The 18,713-nt window shown below is 56.9% G+C and carries 27 protein-coding genes; 14 read left to right on the top strand and 13 right to left on the bottom strand.

The window, feature by feature from the left end:
• Positions 1-30: 30 nt before the first annotated feature.
• Both GOV87_RS20580 and GOV87_RS14195 read right to left on the bottom strand, forming a co-directional pair.
• On the bottom strand, positions 31-165 hold the full coding sequence (locus tag GOV87_RS20580) for a hypothetical protein (RefSeq protein ID WP_256367660.1): 135 nt from the start codon (positions 163-165) through the stop codon (positions 31-33).
• Complete coding sequence (locus GOV87_RS14195) at positions 166-882, bottom strand: response regulator (RefSeq protein WP_171212227.1); 717 nt, start codon at positions 880-882, stop codon at positions 166-168.
• Between the two features lie 135 nt (positions 883-1,017).
• Here GOV87_RS14195 and mce point away from each other — a divergent pair, with 135 nt between their 5' ends.
• Positions 1,018-1,422, top strand: a complete 405-nt coding sequence (gene mce, locus GOV87_RS14200) for a methylmalonyl-CoA epimerase (protein ID WP_171122272.1) — start codon at positions 1,018-1,020, stop codon at positions 1,420-1,422.
• A 16-nt stretch (positions 1,423-1,438) separates the two neighbouring features.
• Positions 1,439-1,714 carry a DUF1467 family protein gene (locus tag GOV87_RS14205; protein ID WP_171120311.1) on the top strand — a complete coding sequence of 92 codons (276 nt, stop codon included), beginning with the start codon at positions 1,439-1,441 and terminating at the stop codon, positions 1,712-1,714.
• Positions 1,715-1,717: 3 nt separating this feature from the next.
• Here GOV87_RS14205 and GOV87_RS14210 read toward each other — a convergent pair whose 3' ends face one another.
• Together GOV87_RS14210 and GOV87_RS14215 are read right to left on the bottom strand one after the other, a co-directional pair.
• Entirely contained in the window at positions 1,718-2,419 is a 702-nt protein-coding gene (locus GOV87_RS14210; RefSeq protein ID WP_254447379.1) for an EI24 domain-containing protein, read from the bottom strand.
• Complete coding sequence (locus GOV87_RS14215) at positions 2,404-2,982, bottom strand: nitroreductase (protein ID WP_171212228.1); 579 nt, start codon at positions 2,980-2,982, stop codon at positions 2,404-2,406. The genes GOV87_RS14210 and GOV87_RS14215 overlap by 16 nt, the downstream gene beginning before the upstream one ends.
• 136 nt (positions 2,983-3,118) lie before the next feature.
• Between GOV87_RS14215 and GOV87_RS14220 the strand changes: the two genes are divergently transcribed.
• Complete coding sequence (locus GOV87_RS14220; RefSeq protein ID WP_171212229.1) at positions 3,119-3,394, top strand: DUF167 domain-containing protein; 276 nt, start codon at positions 3,119-3,121, stop codon at positions 3,392-3,394.
• Here GOV87_RS14220 and GOV87_RS14225 read toward each other — a convergent pair.
• Positions 3,382-3,630, bottom strand: coding sequence for a hypothetical protein (locus GOV87_RS14225; RefSeq protein WP_171212309.1), 249 nt, complete (start codon positions 3,628-3,630; stop codon positions 3,382-3,384). The two genes, GOV87_RS14220 and GOV87_RS14225, sit on opposite strands and share 13 nt — an antisense overlap.
• A gap of 122 nt (positions 3,631-3,752) precedes the next feature.
• Between GOV87_RS14225 and GOV87_RS14230 the strand changes: the two genes are divergently transcribed.
• The 5 genes from GOV87_RS14230 to GOV87_RS14250 all read left to right on the top strand — a co-directional run bounded on the left by GOV87_RS14230 (position 3,753) and on the right by GOV87_RS14250 (position 5,764).
• Positions 3,753-4,460 (top strand): M48 family metallopeptidase, encoded by a 708-nt coding sequence (locus GOV87_RS14230; RefSeq protein WP_171120319.1) that lies wholly within the window; start codon positions 3,753-3,755, stop codon positions 4,458-4,460.
• Entirely contained in the window at positions 4,457-4,825 is a 369-nt protein-coding gene (locus GOV87_RS14235) for a YigZ family protein (protein ID WP_171212230.1), read from the top strand. The genes GOV87_RS14230 and GOV87_RS14235 overlap by 4 nt, the downstream gene beginning before the upstream one ends.
• A 68-nt stretch (positions 4,826-4,893) precedes the next feature.
• Complete coding sequence (locus GOV87_RS14240) at positions 4,894-5,157, top strand: DUF6455 family protein (protein ID WP_171120322.1); 264 nt, start codon at positions 4,894-4,896, stop codon at positions 5,155-5,157.
• A complete protein-coding gene (locus tag GOV87_RS14245; protein ID WP_256368055.1) occupies positions 5,157-5,426 on the top strand; it encodes a DUF6455 family protein in 270 nt (89 codons plus the stop codon). Before GOV87_RS14240 ends, GOV87_RS14245 begins: the two co-directional genes overlap by 1 nt.
• A 2-nt stretch (positions 5,427-5,428) precedes the next feature.
• A complete protein-coding gene (locus tag GOV87_RS14250; RefSeq protein ID WP_174828525.1) occupies positions 5,429-5,764 on the top strand; it encodes a DUF6455 family protein in 336 nt (111 codons plus the stop codon).
• Here GOV87_RS14250 and GOV87_RS14255 read toward each other — a convergent pair.
• Positions 5,688-5,930, bottom strand: coding sequence for a CDGSH iron-sulfur domain-containing protein (locus GOV87_RS14255; RefSeq protein WP_171212231.1), 243 nt, complete (start codon positions 5,928-5,930; stop codon positions 5,688-5,690). The genes GOV87_RS14250 and GOV87_RS14255 overlap by 77 nt on opposite strands.
• Positions 5,931-6,145: 215 nt before the next feature.
• Here GOV87_RS14255 and GOV87_RS14260 point away from each other — a divergent pair, with 215 nt between their 5' ends.
• Complete coding sequence (locus GOV87_RS14260; RefSeq protein WP_171120330.1) at positions 6,146-6,334, top strand: hypothetical protein; 189 nt, start codon at positions 6,146-6,148, stop codon at positions 6,332-6,334.
• 127 nt (positions 6,335-6,461) lie between these two features.
• Positions 6,462-6,818, top strand: a complete 357-nt coding sequence (locus tag GOV87_RS14265) for a diacylglycerol kinase (RefSeq protein ID WP_171212232.1) — start codon at positions 6,462-6,464, stop codon at positions 6,816-6,818.
• A gap of 19 nt (positions 6,819-6,837) precedes the next feature.
• On the opposite strand, the gene GOV87_RS14270 is transcribed toward GOV87_RS14265, so the two are convergent.
• Both GOV87_RS14270 and rimO read right to left on the bottom strand, forming a co-directional pair.
• The gene (locus GOV87_RS14270) at positions 6,838-7,254 is read right to left on the bottom strand and encodes a hypothetical protein (RefSeq protein WP_171120335.1); all 417 of its coding nucleotides are present in this window, start codon (positions 7,252-7,254) and stop codon (positions 6,838-6,840) included.
• Between the two features lie 104 nt (positions 7,255-7,358).
• Positions 7,359-8,747: a 30S ribosomal protein S12 methylthiotransferase RimO gene (gene rimO, locus GOV87_RS14275; protein WP_171212233.1), complete on the bottom strand. Its 1,389-nt coding sequence runs from the start codon at positions 8,745-8,747 to the stop codon at positions 7,359-7,361.
• A gap of 96 nt (positions 8,748-8,843) precedes the next feature.
• Here rimO and GOV87_RS14280 point away from each other — a divergent pair, with 96 nt between their 5' ends.
• On the top strand, positions 8,844-10,799 hold the full coding sequence (locus GOV87_RS14280) for an AsmA family protein (protein ID WP_171212234.1): 1,956 nt from the start codon (positions 8,844-8,846) through the stop codon (positions 10,797-10,799).
• Positions 10,800-10,839: 40 nt separating this feature from the next.
• Here the strand turns inward: GOV87_RS14280 and GOV87_RS14285 are convergent, their stop codons facing one another.
• Genes GOV87_RS14285 through GOV87_RS14300 form a run of 4 tightly spaced genes read right to left on the bottom strand, consistent with a single transcriptional unit; the run spans position 10,840 to position 15,401 of the window.
• The gene (locus tag GOV87_RS14285; RefSeq protein WP_171212235.1) at positions 10,840-12,336 is read right to left on the bottom strand and encodes a phosphomannomutase/phosphoglucomutase; all 1,497 of its coding nucleotides are present in this window, start codon (positions 12,334-12,336) and stop codon (positions 10,840-10,842) included.
• A 14-nt stretch (positions 12,337-12,350) separates the two neighbouring features.
• Positions 12,351-13,184, bottom strand: coding sequence for a 3-deoxy-8-phosphooctulonate synthase (kdsA, locus tag GOV87_RS14290; protein ID WP_171120342.1), 834 nt, complete (start codon positions 13,182-13,184; stop codon positions 12,351-12,353).
• 5 nt (positions 13,185-13,189) lie between these two features.
• The gene (locus GOV87_RS14295) at positions 13,190-14,764 is read right to left on the bottom strand and encodes a capsule biosynthesis protein (protein ID WP_171212236.1); all 1,575 of its coding nucleotides are present in this window, start codon (positions 14,762-14,764) and stop codon (positions 13,190-13,192) included.
• Positions 14,742-15,401: an ABC transporter ATP-binding protein gene (locus tag GOV87_RS14300; RefSeq protein WP_171212237.1), complete on the bottom strand. Its 660-nt coding sequence runs from the start codon at positions 15,399-15,401 to the stop codon at positions 14,742-14,744. The genes GOV87_RS14295 and GOV87_RS14300 overlap by 23 nt, the downstream gene beginning before the upstream one ends.
• Positions 15,402-15,630: 229 nt before the next feature.
• Here GOV87_RS14300 and GOV87_RS14305 point away from each other — a divergent pair, with 229 nt between their 5' ends.
• Both GOV87_RS14305 and GOV87_RS14310 read left to right on the top strand, forming a co-directional pair.
• Positions 15,631-16,218, top strand: a complete 588-nt coding sequence (locus GOV87_RS14305; protein ID WP_171212238.1) for a uracil-DNA glycosylase family protein — start codon at positions 15,631-15,633, stop codon at positions 16,216-16,218.
• A complete protein-coding gene (locus GOV87_RS14310) occupies positions 16,211-16,999 on the top strand; it encodes an SseB family protein (RefSeq protein WP_171122295.1) in 789 nt (262 codons plus the stop codon). The genes GOV87_RS14305 and GOV87_RS14310 overlap by 8 nt, the downstream gene beginning before the upstream one ends.
• Before the next feature lie 41 nt (positions 17,000-17,040).
• Here GOV87_RS14310 and yghU read toward each other — a convergent pair whose 3' ends face one another.
• Complete coding sequence (yghU, locus tag GOV87_RS14315) at positions 17,041-17,919, bottom strand: glutathione-dependent disulfide-bond oxidoreductase (RefSeq protein ID WP_171212239.1); 879 nt, start codon at positions 17,917-17,919, stop codon at positions 17,041-17,043.
• Between the two features lie 247 nt (positions 17,920-18,166).
• Between yghU and GOV87_RS14320 the strand changes: the two genes are divergently transcribed.
• On the top strand, positions 18,167-18,685 hold the full coding sequence (locus GOV87_RS14320) for a YHS domain-containing (seleno)protein (protein ID WP_171122298.1): 519 nt from the start codon (positions 18,167-18,169) through the stop codon (positions 18,683-18,685).
• The last annotated feature ends 28 nt before the right edge of the window (positions 18,686-18,713 follow it).

The raw sequence follows: 18,713 nt of genomic DNA on the forward strand, positions 1-18,713 counted from the left end.
TTGACGTCCGAACTTACCATAGAACTGTTGCTACAGCCGCCCGGTCCTTTTGACCGGGTCGGTCAGCTCGTCCCGCGCCAGCCTTATCTTTCGTGCCGCTGCGCGTGTTTGCAGGTACATCCAAAGACACAAGACGGTGGCTGTCACGAAATAGGCAACGGCCATTCAGATCGCCTCACGCTGTTCAAGCCGGGACTGTACGATCCCGGCCACCTGCGCAGCCAACGCGGTGACGGGGGTTCCTTCGGCCCGGGATGTGGCAAGTTTCCGGGCTGCGTCGGCAAGCACCGCGTCATCCGCGTCCTGAGCGACGCCGCGCAGGAACTGAGCCGCATAATCCAGCGTGCGGTGATCGTTCGGGCCAGCAAGGACATCGGCGATATGGGCCATGTCATCCTGATAGGCCATCGGGTCCGGGATGATCACCTCATCCCGAACGGCGTGGAGGCTGTTTGGGCGGCGGTCTTGCGGTAAGCGTTCCAAAATCGAGGTTTGGAAATAAGCTAGCGACTTTAGCGGCTTTGCCAGAAAGCCGTCAGCGCCCGCCTCCAATGCTGTGCTTTGGGTGCGATCATCCCCCGACATTCCCAGAATGGCACCGATGCGCGGGGTCGCTTCTACCAGTTCGGCAATCAACTCGGCCCCGGACCCGTCGGGTAGCCCCATGTCCACAAGGATGACGGACGGCCGGTAGATTTGCAGGTGCCGTCTGGCCGACTTCAGACAATCCGCCCGACGAATACGCGCGCCGGAATGCAGGCACATCAGCCGGATAGCGTCGCAGGCGTAACGGCTGTCCTCGACAACCAGGATTGTTTGACCCAGCAGAGGCCGCGTGGCGGTCGGCTGCGCGGGAGAGGCAAGGTGGCTCGAATCGTCCATGGCAGAACTCCTAATCAGCAGATGCCTCACGCTAGGAACTTCTGGCTAACACCACGTTAACGGCAATTTGGCGCACTTGTTCTTTGGCCGAACTGCCCTCATAAACCGCTGCAACGCAGAACATAGGAGAGTTCCATGATTGGTCGCCTGAACCACGTTGCCATTGCCGTACCGGACCTTGAGGCCGCGTCCGAACAGTATCGCGCCGCACTGGGGGCCAAAGTTGGCGCACCGCAGGACGAACCCGATCACGGTGTAACGGTCGTATTCATCGAGCTGCCAAACACCAAGATCGAACTTCTTTACCCATTGGGCGAAGACAGCCCGATCAACGGGTTTCTAGAGAAAAACCCCGCAGGCGGCATCCACCATGTCTGCTATGAGGTTGAAGATATCATCGCCGCGCGCGACCACCTGAAGGAAACCGGCGCGCGGGTACTGGGCTCGGGTGAGCCCAAGATTGGTGCGCATGGCAAGCCGGTGCTGTTTCTGCACCCCAAGGACTTTAACGGCTGTCTGGTCGAACTAGAACAGGTCTAACCCAAGCGAGGCTGTCATGACGATCACTGCTGCACTGGTTCTGTTCGCCGTTATCTGGTTCATGACGCTGTTGGTCGTGCTGCCGGTCCGCATCAAGACGCAGGGCGATCTCGGTGAGATCGTTCCGGGCACACACGCGGGTGCCCCGGAAGTGCATCACATGAAGAAAAAGCTGTGGATCACCACCGGTGTCTCGGTGGTGCTCTGGGCGATCATCGCGGGGATCATCATCTCAGGCGTAATCTCGGTGCGCGACTTTGATTGGTTGAACCAGTTGGAGCCGCGCAACTGATCCTCAGGTAGACAGCTTGTGATAGATATGGGTGAATGTGGCGGCTCCGATAATCGGGATCACCAGGTTCACCAGCGGTACTGACAAGGGGATCGCCATCAGCGTCCCCGCCATCCAAATCGTAGCCGAGTGTTTTGCGCGCAATTTGCGCGCGCCGTCGCGCCCAATCCGGCGCATGGCGGCCAGAGTGAAGTATTCACGCCCCAACAAGAACCCGTTCATGGCCCAAAAGATAAACGGGGCCAACGGCGTGAAGATGGCGTAAAGGACCAGCGCCAGAAGGTTGGCAACAATCAGCACGCCCATAAAGCTGATCGCATCGCGCAACCCTTCGCTGAACGGAATGCCGGGAACAGAGGGCAGGGCCGGATAGTGTTTATCTTCGACCGCCTGCGCGACCTCTTCCAGAAACATTGAGATAATGGCCGAGGCGACCGGCATCATCAGGAAAACCGGAAGAACCAGAACCACAAAAATACCCGAATAGTTCAGCACGTCGTTTAACCACGGGACGGCACCAATCCATGGCAACGAAATCTCACCACTGGCCAACCAGTTGATCAGCCAGATCGCCGCTGCGCAGGCCGCAATCAGCAGGGCGATCGTCAGACCAACACCGCGAAACAGGACCGAGCGAAACTTGGGGTCTCCGATCTGACCCAGTGCCGCAAAAAAAGAGTTCAGGATCATCATTCTGAAACCCATTCTGTCAGCGCCTCAATATCAGGGCGGGGGCGTTCAGGCGGGGCAACACCTTCGGTTGCGATATGGACCAGGCCCGCCACGCGCTCATTATCTGCAAGCCCAAATGCGGAGCGGCAAAAATCCGGATCATGAGTTTGCCAGCCCGACAGCCAGTTTGCCCCCCAGCCCGACGCAAGTGCGGCGTTCAAAAGCCCCAGACACACGGCACCCGCCGAATAGGTTTGTTCAATCGCCGGAATTTTTTCTGAAGGCTTCTGTACCTCGATCACGGCAACCGCCAGATGGCCCAATTCGAACTGACTGCGCGCCTTAATGATGTCCTCGGGTGACTTGCCCAAGGCCACGCCCCGGTCGTGCGTCAGCTTGGACAATCGCGGCATTGCTCCCTTATCGATCACGATGAATCGCCATGGCTCCAGCTTGCCGTGATCCGGGCAGCGCGCGGCGGCGGTCAAAAGCGGCTGCAACTGTTCACGGGTCGGGGCAGGGGCGATCAGAGTTTTGGCAGGCCGGGACCGGCGCGATTGTAGAAACTCCAAGGCGGCCGGATTTTTCAAGGACATATGTTAACTTCCTTTACATGGGCAGTGTCTATCTGGTCGAACACCTGGCGGGTTTCAAGTGGAACCGGCTTGGTTTCCCAGATCAATTTCATTCAATTGCCGGTCGTGCAAGAATGTTCGCGAATTGGAGGATGGAATGGCCAGACCAAAACCGCGCGACTTGCCGGACTTAACCCGACTGGCCAAGCCGGGTGCTAGGTTTGAGGCTAAAGTCATCCCCAAATCCACGTCGGACCGAATGACGTTTGAAAATGGGTTCATCCGCATTCACGTCACAGCTTTTCCTGAGAATGGCAAAGCAAATCAGGCGGTGAGCCGCATTCTTGCGTCTGCGTTGGGGGTTGCGCCGGCCCAATTGTTGCTGGCGCGCGGACATGCGGCGCGGGACAAGGTATTTGTCTACGAACCCTGATCTGGCGTTTCGTGGATTTGATAGACCCCTTCGGGTAAATCCAACGCCGCCGCCAGATCCCGGACCTGTTCAGGGGACAAAGTAATCTTCTGTAACTTGTCCGTGCGCGGGTCCAATTGCTCTAGCGTCACGCATTCAGCGAAATTATTGATGACCACATCCTCTTGCAGAGGCTTTGCGCCTTCGTCCACCAGAGTGATCACCGTCGAGTCGAATTCATGCTCAATCGAAAACATGAGCCAACAGTGAAGGGCGGCGAACCGCATTGCAACCCGTTCAATCGCATTCAGGCTGTGGCGGTCCTTCACGTCCCGCGCTATGGTCCGAAAAACGGCATGACCGTTTCAAAGGAAGATCCATGCGCCGTCTGACTTTACTGTTGCTTCCCCTGATGCTGACGGCCTGCGTTGCCGACACTTTGCGTGTTCAGCCAGCGGAAGAGTGGCAACAGGACAGGGACGATTTTCAGGTTGAGGCTGCGACCTTTCAGGAGATCAGCCGACAGATTGGGCAACAGGCCAGATCAGAATGCCTCAGGCGTGGGAATGTCTCCAATTGCGATTTCACGATTGTGGTTGATCTGAACCCGCGGGCCCCGGCCAATGCTTTTCAGACGCTGGACGAAGACAATCAACCGGTCATCATCTTTACCCGTTCCATGATCGAATCTGCGCAAAACGCTGATGAATTGGCTTTTGTCATGGGACATGAGGCCGCGCATCACATCCTAAGACATATTCCGCGCCAAACCGTAAACGCCCGGGAAAGTGCCGAGATTTTTGGCGAACTGGCCAGATTAGGTGGGGCAGACGGGGCCGGAGTTGAAAAGGCTCAGAAATTGGGAGCTCAGGTCGGTGCACAGGTTTACATCAAGGATTTCGAGCTGGAAGCAGATCAATTGGGCACGGTCATAACGTATAAGGCCGGGTACAACCCTTTGATCGGTGCCAAGTATTTTGACCGCTTGCCTGACCCGGATGACAGTTTTCTGGGAACACATCCACCCAACGAGCAACGTGTTCAGATCGTTGTGGAAACCGCAAGACAGCTTGGGCTTTCGCAATGACCGCAATTGAACGCATGGGCGTGATCCTGACGGATCGCGGATCGAAATACGCTGTGTCCGGCGCGCCTGTGGCTACGCGCGATGATGTGGACGCCGTCCTGCAAGAACTGAAATCTGACAAGAGCTATGCCAAGGCCACCCACAACACTTGGGCCGCTGTTCTGCCCACCGGCGCACTAAAGGCCGACGATGGCGAAAGTGGTGCGGGTATGGTGATTCTGCGGATGATGGAGCGTGCCGAACTGGAAGGTCATGTGATCATCGTCACGCGCTGGTATGGCGGCAAGAAACTGGGCGGAGACCGCTTTCGTCGCGTGCAGGACGCCACGCGCGCCTATCTCGATCATATCGCGTCGCCCTCTTGACCTGAGTCAAAGGTCTGCGGTTCGGCATCGGCTATCCTGACCTACACGTGTCAGGGAAAGGATGTCGAATGCGCAGCCGAGAAACGCTTAGGCGGCACGCCGGTTTGGTAGACAACATGGCGACGAAAATCGGTGTTGATCTGGAAGCAGCCGCGCTTGGCGGCGAAATCTCGATCGACCAGATTTCGGAATCTGTTCTTCGATGCAGTGGGTGCCCAAACCCGGATCATTGCGAAAGCCTGATGGAGCGGTCCGAGGGGCTGGAAAAGACGCCAGAATATTGTCGGAACTCTGACTTATTCGCCAAGTTGATCCCAGAAGCGAACAAGTGATGCAAAGGTTGGGTCACATTATGACTCATCTGCGTCTTGTTCTGCGCATGGGACAGGCAACCGGCACGGATGTCGTTGCCGCACACCGGCAGGGGCGGCTGTCCCAGCAGGACTGGGCCAAGATGGTGCGCTCTTGTCAGGGGTGCACGTGGGCCGCCAAGTGTCCCGATTGGCTGGATAAAGCTGACAGTGTAGTACAGCCCCCCAATACATGTCCCAATCACAAGCGATTTGAGGTACTAAAGGCGCAGCAGTCGAAGGGTAGCTGACGATGCAGGATGTTCTGGGCGACATTGAAAAGCACTTCTGGCTGACCCGGTCCGTGGCCAGAAGTCTTGACGTGTCACTGACCGAGGCGATCGCAGACAAGCAGATCTCCCCCACTTTGTACGCCGAAATGGTCACCCGCTGCCGCGCATCTCAGTGCAGTGAGCGGTGCATGGCGTGGCTGGCAGAACGTCAGACCACAGCAAAGTCGGCGCCGAAGTTCTGCGCCAACGCTGATATCCTCAACTCCTTGAAAAAAGTAGTCAGAGCTTGGAGTGTGAACCGTCGCACAGCGGCGGATTTGCGCTGTGTTTGCAGCCGCAGAAAAACACTTTCTTGATTGCGTCCGCGTTGAATTTCACTGGCTCGATGCCTGTATCCTTGTGTGAGCCATCGCAAAACGGCTGCCGCTTGGATTGGCCGCACGCACACCAGAAATAGGTTTTACCCTCGGTTACCTCGACAGGATATGGGGCTTTTTGTGCGATAATTGGCGCTTCTGACATATGGCTACTCCGTGGTTTGCGAAAGGCGTTTCCCAACTGTAGGGCGCTTTTGGCAAAACTGTAGGGGTGACCATCCATGCCGACCAGACAGCATGGTTTTGCCGCTTTCACATTTTCGTGATTGATTTTGTTGCAAAAAACCCTTGAAGGGCGTAGTTTTAGGACAGCCCCGAATTTCAGGGCAATACTAGAAAATTGATAGAGGAACGACGGACATGAAAATTAAATTCGCTGCCGTTAGCGCAATTGCCCTGATTCTGGCTGCATGCTCGCAGCAAGAAGAGCCTACACCAGTCTACATCACACCTGAGTATGACAAGTTCGGCACGCCGAGCTGCCCGGCAGGTACTGAACTGGCAACAACCGAAGCCGGACAGACCGTTTGTAACCCTGTCGCACAATAAGAATTTTGCAGGTGGCCCATGTTCGGGCCACCTGCACCCGACGTTCAACCGCCTTTCCGGGCGGTTTTTTCTTGCCTAGTCGCCTTCCATCAGGTTTCTGTCGGCTCTGTCTGAAAGCAGAGGGCCCATGAAAAATTTCTTTGTTCGTCTTAAAGACCGCACGCGTTGGAGCTGGCAGGGTTTGGCCGCGACGTGGAAGGAAGAGTATTCGTTTCGTGCTTGGGTATGGTCCAACCTCGTTTCTATTGTGCTGGCCCTTTTCTTGCCCCTGTCCGACGGTCTGCGTGCGCTTATTATTGTGTTGGGCGTCTTGGTGATGGTGGCAGAGCTGTTCAATACGGCGGTTGAACGCGCAGTTGACCATACTTCAACGGATCACAATGTATTGGCGGGACAGGCGAAAGACGCGGCAAGTGCCGCTGTTGCGCTGACGGCTCTTGCCGCAGGCGTGGCGTGGATTATCGGGCTTGTCAGCCTGTTCTGAAGTCAGATTTCGGCCACGGTTACCGACGCCGAATGCCATAGTTTTGCGGAATGTAATAGGGTGAAGACAAACGGTTGAAGGGGCTGTGGACCGAGTAGTGATACCGCTTTGCTGGTTTGTGGTAGTACCGTTTTGACTTGGCTTTGTAGCGATGGCCTTTGTGGTAATGCGCCTTGGGTTTTCCCGTGTATTCAATCCCTGTCGCACTGGATTTGTGACCATGCACCGAAGGCTTGTTCTTGCGTTGATACACCTTCGGGGCGGCATAGTGCCTATGGACCTGATGCTTACTGCGAAGGTGCAGACTGACCGAGTCGGACCCGATGAAAATGAATCCGCCTGTTCCTTTGCTATCTGCGACAACGGGCATGGCGCAAAGCTGGGCGATGAAGGTAAGCGCGAACACCTTCGGGGCAAAGCCGTTAAAACTGGACAAGGGACCCTCCTGGCGACAAAGCAGGTTGCCCTATCATGATCCACCATATGCGCGCAAAACGCCAATAAACTTGTTTCACGCACCAACGACTTGGGGTGAGCAGATCAGACCAGCTTGCCCCATAGGTCGTATTCGCCAGCCTCGTCCACTTCGACGGAAACGATATCGCCGGGTTTCAGGCTTTCGAAGGCCTCGTCGATGAATAGGTTGCCGTCGATTTCCGGTGCATCGGCTTTTGTACGGCAGGTGGCAGCCTCGTCATCCACCTCGTCCACGATCACGTCGAGTGTCTGACCCACTTTGGCGGTCAGCTTTGCCTCGGATATCGCCTGCGCCTTTTCCATGAAGCGTTCCCAGCGGTCCTGTTTGACGTCGGCTGGAACGTGATCCGGCAAATCGTTCGACCGTGCGCCATCAACGTTTTCGTATTGAAAGCAGCCAACGCGATCCAACTGTGCCTCGTCCATCCAATCCAGAAGGGTTTGGAACTCGGCCTCGGTTTCGCCGGGATAACCGACGATAAAGGTCGAGCGCAGGGTGATATCGGGGCAGGTGGCGCGCCATGCGGCGATCTCGTCTAGCGTCTTGGCGGCTGCTGCCGGGCGTGCCATGCGTTTCAGAACGTCGGGGTGGGCGTGTTGGAACGGAATGTCCAAATAAGGCAGCACGCTGCAGCCCGCATCGGCCATCAGCGGAATCAACTCGCGCACATGCGGGTAGGGATAGACGTAGTGCAAGCGCACCCATGCGTCCAACTGCCCAAGCTCGCGCGCCAGATCGGTGATATGGCTGCGGACCTCACGGTCTTTCCACGGGTTCACGTCGTATTTGCGGTCCAGCCCATAGGCCGAGGTGTCTTGCGAGATCACCAACAGCTCTCGCACGCCGTTGTCGACCAGCTTTTCCGCCTCGCGCAGGACAGCATGAGCCGGGCGGCTGGCCAGCTTGCCGCGCATGTCCGGGATGATGCAAAACTTGCACTTGTGGTTACAGCCCTCGGAAATTTTCAGATAGCTGTAATGGCGCGGGGTCAGTTGCACGCTGGCAGCAGGCAGCAGGTCCACGAACGGGTCGGGATCGGGCGGCACCGCCTGATGTACTGCATCCAATACCTGTTCATACTGATGCGGTCCGGTGACGGCCATGATACGCGGGTGGTGCTCGCGGATGTAGTCCGGCTCGGCCCCCAGACATCCCGTGACGATCACCTTGCCGTTCTCGACCAGCGCTTCACCGATGGCGTCCAACGATTCCGCCTTGGCACTGTCCAGAAACCCGCAGGTGTTCACGATCACGGCATCCGCCCCTGAATAATCGGGCGAAATCCCGTACCCCTCGGCCCGCAAGCGGGTCAAGATGCGTTCACTATCCACCAAGGCCTTGGGGCAGCCCAAAGAGACCATGCCGATTGTTGGCTGGTTTGAACGGGGCGTATCGGTGATCCGGGCGGCAGGCGCCAGGTCGGGGCGGATGTTCGGCGGGTTCGTTGTCATGGCGCGCCATATAGTGGGGAACGCTTCCCCTTGCAAATGGCCGCTGGGCTTTGAATGATATTTTCAACGCATGCCAGATAAGCGGAGAGCAGAAAAATGAAGTGGCTGTTGCGCATCGTCTTCCTTCTTGTGGTCGTTATCGGGCTGGTGATCGGAGCATTGTTGATGATGCCCGGTGACAAGCTTGCGGCCATCCTGACCGAGCAGGTGCGCGGCCAGACGGGGCGGAATTTGAAACTGTCCGGCGATGTAAACCTGTCGTTCTGGCCGGTCTTGGGCATGGAAACTGGCCCCGTGACATTCAGTAACGCGTCTTGGGCCGGACCAGAGCCCATGCTGAGCGCCGACAGCATGGCGGTTGGCGTGGATGCTGCGGCGTTGATCTCGGGGGATCTGAGGATACGTCGGATCATCGCGGAAAACCCGACGCTGCGGCTTGAACTGTCCGAAGGGCGCGGCAACTGGCAATTTGACCGGGCCGCACCTGTATCCTCTGGCAACGCTGTCAGTGCCCCATCTCAAAGTACGACGGGTACGGTAACACTGGACTTTCTGGAACTGACCAACGCACGTCTTGTTTATGTAGAAAACAACGCGGTGAAGTTCGACTTTGCCAATGTGGATCTTTCCGCGAACTGGCCTGACGTGACTGCCCCGCTATTTGTCGAGGCCAAGATGGGTGTCCCCGGCGGCAAGGTCGAGGTTGACCTGAAAATTCCGGACTTGCCTGCCTACGCCACAGGCGTCGCGGCGCCGCTGGAACTGCTCTTGCGCGCACCGGGCGGAGAAGTGGATTTCGATGGCCTGGTGAACCTTGCCGGAGAGATGGACGGCAAGCTGCATGTCAAAGCGCAAGACACCGAAAGGATGCTGGCCGCTTTTGGGCAGGCTGGCGTTGGCGTACCGCTTGGTCTGGGGCGGAAAGCCGAAGTCGCGGGCCATATGACCTATACCAGCGAGGGACGTATCTCGCTGCGAGAAATGGTGGCGCAACTGGACGACAACCGGCTGACCGGAGAAGCGGATATCGTGATCTCGGACCCTCCGCAGATTACGGCACGGCTGAACGGCGGGGATCTTGATCTTTCACGTTTTAACGCGCCTTCAGGCGAAGGAGGTGACGGCGGCGGATCGGCGGCGGTTACGGCCGCAGAAGGGTGGTCGACCGCACCAATTGACGCCTCTGCCCTTGCTTTGGCCAATGGAAAAATCCGGCTGACGGCCAATTCGATCGCTGTGCCTGAGCTAACTCTGGGGCCAAGTGACCTGACGCTGAACCTCGATCGTTCAAGAGCGGTGCTTCAAATGAATCCCGCCACGCTGTTTTCCGGAAAACTGACCGGTCAGGTCGTGGCAAATAACAGAAACGGTTTGTCGGTTGGCGGTAATCTTCAGGCTGAGGGCATCGACATCCAATCCGCTTTGACCACTTTGGCAGATGTCACGCGACTATCTGGTACCGGCTCTGGATCGTTCGAGTTTCTGGGGGTGGGTCAGACCGAAGATCAGATCATGCGCTCCCTCAGTGGCAAGGGTCGGCTTGATGTCGGCAGGGGGGTAATCTCGGGCATTGATCTGGACCGGATAATGGGGCGCGGAGACGGCAATGGCGGTGCGACGGTGTTCAACAGTCTGACGGCTAGTTTCACCATTGATCAAGGGGTTCTCAGGAATGAGGACCTGCTGATGTCGCTGGATAACTTCAGGGCAGACGGCAAGGGCACGGTTGGTATAGGCGCCCGCAATATCGACTATCTTTTCACGCCGACTGCCTTGAGGGCCAACTCGGGGCAGGGGTTGTCGGTACCAGTCAGAATCGTGGGACCGTGGAGCAACCCCTCGATTCAACCGGACCTGAGCAAAGTGATCGAGGCCGCTGCAGAGGGAAAGATCAAGGAATTGGAAGGCGACGCCAAACAGCAAGTCCTTGATAAGGTCGGGGATGAATTGGGTACCACCGTCACCGACAGCGAAAGCCTTGAAAAGGCGGTAAAGAAGAAGCTGGAAGAGGAAGCCAAGAAAGGGCTTTTAAAACTGCTGGGTGCAGATTGATGGGCTGGGGCGTTATCTACGCCCCAGCCCTACGATAAAATCAGATAGTTTGATCGTAGTCGCCAACGCCGGGTTCGGTGCGAATAACGGCGTCAATATCTGCGAAGATTGCGCGCATTTCGTCTTCGCTTTCGCTGCTTTCGCAAACGACAACCAGATTGGGTGTGTTTGACGATGCGCGCACCAGACCCCAACTGCCATTGTCCAGAATGACCCGCGCACCGTTGACGGTCACGACTTCTTTGATTGCGCGGCCAGCAAATGTCTCGCCCGCTTCGTACTTGGCGACCAGCTTTTCGACCAACCGCTTGAGAATTTCATATTTCTCGGTATCCGCCGCATAGGGGGACATGGTCGGCGTTGACCAGGTCTTCGGCAGGGCCTTTCGCAGATCCGACATGCTTTGATTTGGGTTGCGGTCCATCAGCTTGCAAATCTCGACCGCCACGCGCATTCCGCAGTCATATCCGCGCCCGATGGGCTCGGCCAAGAAGTAATGACCCGACTTCTCGAACCCGGCCAACGCGTTGATTTCCTTGACCCGGCGCTTCATGTGGCTGTGGCCGGTTTTCCAGTAGTCCGCCTTAACCCCAAGGGCCTGCAACTCTGGATCGCTGGCGAACAGGCCAGTCGATTTCACATCGGCCACAAAGGTTGAGTTGGGGTAAAGCTTCGCCAGATCGCGCGCCATGATGACACCGACCTTATCGGCGAAGATCTCTTCACCCTCATCATCGACAACGCCACACCGGTCGCCATCACCGTCAAACCCCAGCGCCATATCCGCGCCGCTGGATTTCACGGTATCGGCCATGTCATGCAACATCTCCATGGCTTCGGGGTTGGGGTTATAGTTGGGGAAGGTGTAATCCAGACGATTGTGGCTGGGGACCACTTCGACGCCCATCCGCTCAAATATCTCGGGCGCAAAGGCCGAGGCGGTGCCGTTCCCGGTCGCACAGACCACTTTCAGCGGGCGTGACATTTTGAAATCACCGACCAGATCGTCGATATACGCTTCTTTCACACCATCAACGAACTCATACGAGCCACCTTCATGCGCCACACCGTCGCCGTTCAGGACGATATCGCGCAGTTCTGACATCTCGTCCGGGCCGTGGGTCAGGGGACGGTCAAAGCCCATCTTCACTCCAGTCCAGCCGTTCGGGTTGTGGCTGGCAGTGACCATCGCGACCGCAGGTACGTCCAGATGGAATTGTGCGAAATAAGCCATGGGGCTAAGTGCGGGGCCGATATCCTTGACCTGAATCCCAGCCTGCATCAGGCCCAGAATTAACGCGTTTTTGATGGCCAGCGAATAATCACGATAGTCGTTGCCCACTGCGATCACAGGTTCGATCCCGCGTTTGCGCATTTGGGTGCCCAGACCCAGACCCAGCGCGGTCATGCCGGGCAGGTTGATCTCTTCGGGATATTTCCAACGGGCGTCATATTCGCGAAATCCGGTGGGTTTGATCATCGCGTCGCGCAGAAAGCTCCAGGTGTTTGGGGTCACCTCGGGGATGGGTTTGTTCATTCTATAGCTCGTGCTCAAATTTGAATTGGGTTGGCTTTCGCCAGCGCATCAAAGCGCATCAATGTGTCAATTAATTGAGGCATTTGATCCAAGGGGATCATATTCGGACCATCAGAAGGTGCCGAGTCCGGGTCTTGATGGGTTTCAATGAAAACCGCCCCAACGCCTAAAGAGACAGCAGCCCGGGCCATGACTGGCGCAAATTCACGCTGTCCGCCGGATGATCCGCCTTTGCCACCGGGTTGCTGAACCGAGTGGGTCGCATCCATAACAACGGGGTACCCGGTCTGAGCCATCTGAGGCAGCGCCCGCATATCAGCGACCAGCGTGTTGTACCCAAACGAGGTTCCACGCTCGGTCAAAAGAATGTTCTGGTTTCCTGTGCTTTCGACCTTGTCGACAATATTGGTCATTTCCCACGGGGCAAGGAACTGACCCTTTTTGACGTTCACGGCCTTGCCGGTGTTACCTGCAGCCAGCAACATGTCCGTCTGCCGGCACAGAAACGCCGGGATTTGCAGGACATCCACAGATTCGGCCGCAACGGCGCATTGGGCTTCGGTGTGGACATCGGTCAGAACCGGAATACCCATGGTCTTGCGGATGTCGCCAAGAACCTTCAGTCCGGCGTCGATCCCCATACCCCGTTTCCCGGACAATGAGGTCCGGTTCGCTTTGTCATACGAGGCCTTGAAAATATATTGCGCGCCCGCAGCATCGCAGGCTTCTTTCATTTTGCCGGCGATCATCTGGGCGTGATCGGCCGTTTCAAGTTGGCAGGGGCCGGCGATGATCGTCAGAGGCAGATCATTGCCGACCGTGAGGTCGGAGATTTTTACATGTTTCATATGTCTTACGAGGATACCTGTTCACGAAGGACCGACGCTGTTAGCGAGATCATCAGGTAGATACCAGCAAACAACAGGAAAGCCAAAATCGTATTTTCGAATTTGCGCGGATAAGTCGGATCCTGGCTGGGAACCGGATTCACCGATACCGACAAGTAACGGACCTTGCGGTTTGCTTCGGTTCGGGTGGTTTCCATCTGTTGCATGGCCGTTTGCAGCATCATGTCGCGTGCGGCAAGATCTGCCTGCGCCATCTGAATCCGCACGCTTAGGCGGGCCAGAGAGTTTTCGCCGCCAGAAACGTCCAGCATTTCGGCATTCAGTTCCTCAAGAACGGCTTCCAACCGGGCGATATCAGCGCGCGCGCCGTCCACCTTGGCCTTGTTCGGACGCAAGTTGTCCAATAGCGCCGCCAATTGCAGCTCTTTCTCCTGAAGCTGGGTTTCAAGTGTGTTAATGCGCGTGCGTAAGCCGACAATGACATTTTCGGGGTCCAGAATCGCACCCTGCAATTGCAGCTCGATAAGTGCTTCCTGCGCCTGCCTGCGATCTTCCTGTGCGAGTTCAAAGCTTTCCAGTGCATCCCGCATCTGGTCTTCGCGCTTCAATTCGGACAGGCCGTTGATCGTTTCTTCCGCGTAGGACAGCAGTTTTTCGGACAAGCCCACCGCGATATCAGGGTCCGGGGCCGCAACTTCCATGCGGATGATGCCATCGCTTGGATCATATCCAATCGTGACCATTCGCTTGTAGAGCTTGTAGGTTTCTTCGAGGCTTGCGTCCGGGGCAAGGCGCTGGATCGGATCAATCCATTCTTGTTTGAAGATGTCCGAAAAGCCCATGTCCCGCTCCAACCTGATCAGAGCGTCCTTGGATTCCAAAAATTCCTGTGTTGCGACCGAATCCTGCGCGGTGGCGTACTGTGTTCCGGCCAGAAAACCGCCAAACGCTGCACCGCCGCCATCGGCCTGCAATATCGAATAGGCCGAGTCGCTGGCATACATCGGTGTCGCGTAGCGGTAGAAATACATGCCGACGGCCACTGTCGGCAGCAGCACAAACACAGCCAGTCGCGCAAACAGGGCAAACAGTTTGCGACGGCGGCGGCGGGCGATGTCCTTTTGTATTTCGCCGATCTCGAATTCCCGGCGCTGTGCAGGGTTCAGTTCAGGGCCGGGTAGGGTCTGAGGGCCTTCGGAAAAAGTCTGCGGCAGTTGGATTTTGACCTTGTCTGTTGTCTCGTCCTCGGCCCGCTTCTTTTCCGCTGCAAGGTCCAGCAGGCTGGCGCGTTCAAACGGATCTATGCCTTTCTTTCGCAACAACCGAACCGCATCGTAATCCGACGTTGCCGCCAAACCGTGTTTATGGGCCAGACGGCGGGCGATCCTGAGTTGGCGTCCTGTCAGACCTTCACGCTTGATATCGTCAATATCCGTGCCCGGCTGCGGTTCGTTGGCCGCCTCGGGTGCGCTGGTTGCCTCTCGGATACGCGACATTGCGTCGGCGCGGGCTTCGGCAGTGCCCGATCCGTTGCGCTTGCGCCGCCAGTTATAGATTCTAGCCTTGGGTTTGGTAGTCATATAGCTGTTTTGCCTCTTCCAAGGTGTCGAACATGTATAGCTGGCCGTCCACCAGAACAGCCGCTTGGCGCGCGAATTTCTCCAGAACTTGCGGACTGTGCGACACGATCACCAAAGTGGTGGTGCGCAGTCTTTCCCGCAGGATGTCGCCCGCTTTTTTGTTGAATTCCACATCTGTCGTGGCTGGCATCCCCTCATCTATGAGGTACATGTCAAAGTCCAGCGCCAACATGAGCGCAAAGGTAAAGCGCGCTTTCATGCCTGACGAATAGGTGGCGAGCGGTTGATCAAAATACTCGCCCAAACCACAAAGCCAACTGCAATAAGCTTCGACGTAGTCCGGGTCCATGCCATAGATCTTGGCGATGTAGCGTGCGTTTTCCAAAGCTGACAACTTGTTGGACACGCCGCCGGTGAAGCCCATGGGAAACGACACCCGGCAAGATTTGCGAATGACCCCGTCGTCGGGTTTCTCTAACCCGGCCATCATGTTGATCAGTGTGGTTTTTCCGGTTCCGTTTGGTGCGAGAATGCCAACGGATCTGCCCAGCTCGACCCTGAACGAAACCCTGTCCAGGATCACTTTGCGGCGTGTCCCGGTCCAAAAGGACTTACTGACATTTTCGAATTCAAGCATTCTGGGCCTGCTATATTTCTTGTCAATTCCTACCGGTCAGGGAGGCGGAAAAGCAGAGTTTTTATCCATTCACGTTGGCTGCATTATGTCGAATTATGAAACAAATGTTCAATGCATCCTGTTGCGGCCTGTTTTGATTGTGACTTTTCCACCTGTTTCGGAAGAACCTCGCCGTGACTAGGTTATGAGTAACTCTCGGGCAGTTTGCTTCAGGAAACCTTGCGATCTTATGAATTCACTCGAAGAAGAAATTGCGGCCTGCCGTCTTTGCGCGGATCGGTTCGCGGCCACTGAGACGGCCCATGAACCAAGACCGGTGGTCTGGTTTCGCAAAGGCGCCCCGATTCTCATAGCCGGTCAGGCACCGGGCGCAAGGGTGCATGCCTCGGGGCGGCCTTTTACAGACCCCTCAGGTGATCGGCTACGCGAATGGCTGGGGGTGGATGAAACCACGTTTTATGACCGCACCTGCCTATCCATTGTGCCGATGGCGTTTTGCTTTCCGGGGTATGATGTGCGTAAGGCCGATCTGCCGCCGCCGCGGGTTTGCGGCCAAACCTGGCATGACAAGGTAATGCGGACGCTCGGTGAGGTTCCTTTGACTGTCCTCGTGGGCGGCCATGCATTCAAGTATCACCTCAAAGCGCGCGGGTCGGTGACGGACACTGTGCGCAACTGGCGGGACCACGCGCCGCGGGTCTTTGCCTTGCCACATCCGTCGTGGCGGAATACGGCATGGATCAAGAAAAATCCGTGGTTCGTGTCCGACCTGTTGCCGGTTCTGCGCGCGCGGGTGCAAGAGGTATTGAATGACTGAGATAACCGCGCTGGATTCGGCTCATGCCGCGATGGACGCTGCGCCTCAGGACGACGCCGCGCGTCTGAGGTTCTTTGAACGGTTGGCGGACAGCGAGCTGTTCCTGATGCTGACCGAAGAGGCACGGGACGAAAACATCTCACCCGAACTCTTTGACGTTGCAGATGGCAGTTTCGTGCTGGCCTTTGATCGTGAGGACCGTCTGGCGCAGTTCGCTGGCCGCCCGGTTCCCTATGTCGCGGTGTCGGGGCGCGTTCTGTCGTCGATGCTGGCGGGGCAAGGTATCGGGTTGGGTCTGAATTTGGAGACAGCCCCGTCTTCGATGTTGATTCCGTCCGAGGCGTTGGGCTGGCTGGCGACAACCCTTCAACATGGCCCCGAAGAAGTTGAGCAGCACTTTGCTGAGTTTGTACCGCCTGCGGGATTGCCAGATGAACTGTTGACCGCGCTGGACACCAAGTTGGCCACCGCTGTTGGGCTGGCTCAGGCCGCGTTTCTTGTGGGCACCAGATCGAAAGAAGGTGGCTCAGGGCACATGCTGGGATTCGTCGACGCGGTAGACGGTGCCGAGGCCGCCTTGGCCAAAGCCGCGTCCGAGGCTTTGACGTTTTCGGGGATTGAGGCCGGGGCGATGGATGTCGGTTTTTTCAGTGCACAAGATGCAGCGGCGGCATCTCTGGCCCGTGTGGGATTGCGATTTGATCTGCCGCAGCCCGAAGCGCGGGCCATGACGCAGGTTGCGCCGGGCAGCGACCCGGATAAACCGCCTGTCCTGAAGTAGAACAAGACCCCGCGGAGCGTTCCCCGCGAGGTCTAGGTGTCTTATTCCGCCGCGGCCTCAAGCTTATCCTGCGTGCGGGTTTCGAAATCGCTGGCTTCGTGACGTTCGTGAAGCTGCGTATGTTTCTCACCAAATGCGCGGTTCACCATCCGGCCGCGTTTGACGGCTGGGCGCTCGTCAATCGCTTTGGCCCAACGCATGACGTTCTTGTAGGAGTCGACGTCCAGGAATTCGGCCGCGCTGTAAAGACGCCCCAGAACCAGTTGGCCGTACCAAGGCCAGATCGCAATATCCGCGATCGAATAGTCGTCACCCGCGATATAGGTCTTGTCGGCCAGTTCACGATCCAGCACGTCCAGTTGCCGTTTGGTTTCCATGGCGAACCGGTTGATCGGGTATTCGAACTTTTCGGGCGCGTAGGCGTAAAAATGTCCGAACCCGCCGCCCAGATAAGGCGCACTGCCCATTTGCCAGAATACCCAGTTCATGACCTCTACGCGCTCTGGGCCGGATTTGGGAAGGAAGGCATCAAACTTTTCCGCCAGATGAAACAGGATCGAAGCGCTTTCGAACACACGTACGGGCTTTTCACCCGAGCGATCCCAAAGGGCAGGAATCTTCGAATTTGGATTGGCTTCGACAAAACCTGATCCAAACTGGTCACCGTCACCAATATTGACGAGCCACGCGTTATACTCGGCGCCTTCGTGCCCCAGCGCCAACAGCTCTTCGAGCATGACGGTTACCTTTACCCCGTTCGGGGTCGCCAAGGAGTACAACTGCAGCGGGTGACGCCCGATCGGCAGGTTCTTGTCATGTGTGGCCCCGGCAATCGGCCGGTTGATATTGGCGAACTGGCCGCCATTCTGACTGTCCCATGTCCAGACCTTGGGGGGCGTATAGGTCGTTTGTTCGGTCATTGTCCGTCTTTCCCAGAAGATTTCATGTAAATTGTCCGTCCGTCACAACAGCTAATATTGCAGACTTCAGAGTCCAACCCCGGAAGTTGGGTCGTTTTTGTAACAAACGGGGCGAAACCTTCACGTTTTCACGTGCGATGTCACAGCGGCGCGAGCGGGACTGCGCAGAGCACACAAATCACCTATCCTCAGACCGAACCCGGAAACCGGAGCGATGAACCGCTCCTCGGACATGAGGACTGAACACATGAAACGCTTTGCCCTGACCCTAGCCGCTACTCTTGCGCTGTCGTTACCCGCATTTGCCGGAGATCAGTATGTTGATGGCACTGGTTTTGCGGTTTCTGGTTATGACGTCGTAGCCTATCGCAGCCTCGATCAGTCTCCGGTCGGTCAGGCGCAGCCCGAAGGAGTGCGCGGCCGGGCTGATATCACCGCTGAATACAATGGTGCAACCTGGGCGTTTTCGACCGAAGAAAACCGCGACAAGTTCCTTGAGAACCCCGCCTTTTATGCGCCCCAATACGATGGCCATTGCGCTTATGGCGTGTCGCGCGGCGGCAAGGTTCCGGCAAATCCCAACCTTTGGCGGATCGTGGACGACAAGCTGTATCTCAATATCACGGATGTGGTCGTAGGTTTCTTTGAGGAAGACATTCCCGGCAACATCAACCTTGCCGAAGGGAACTGGCCGGGGATCGAGGCCGACGCAGCATCAACCGCCGTCATTCCGAAATTCACCTCGGACGCTCCGGTTTCAAACTGATAACTGGAATTTCTAACGGAAACCCGGC

It is taken from the genome of Ruegeria sp. HKCCA5426 (genome assembly GCF_013034585.1).
Classification (GTDB): Bacteria; Pseudomonadota; Alphaproteobacteria; order Rhodobacterales; family Rhodobacteraceae; genus Ruegeria.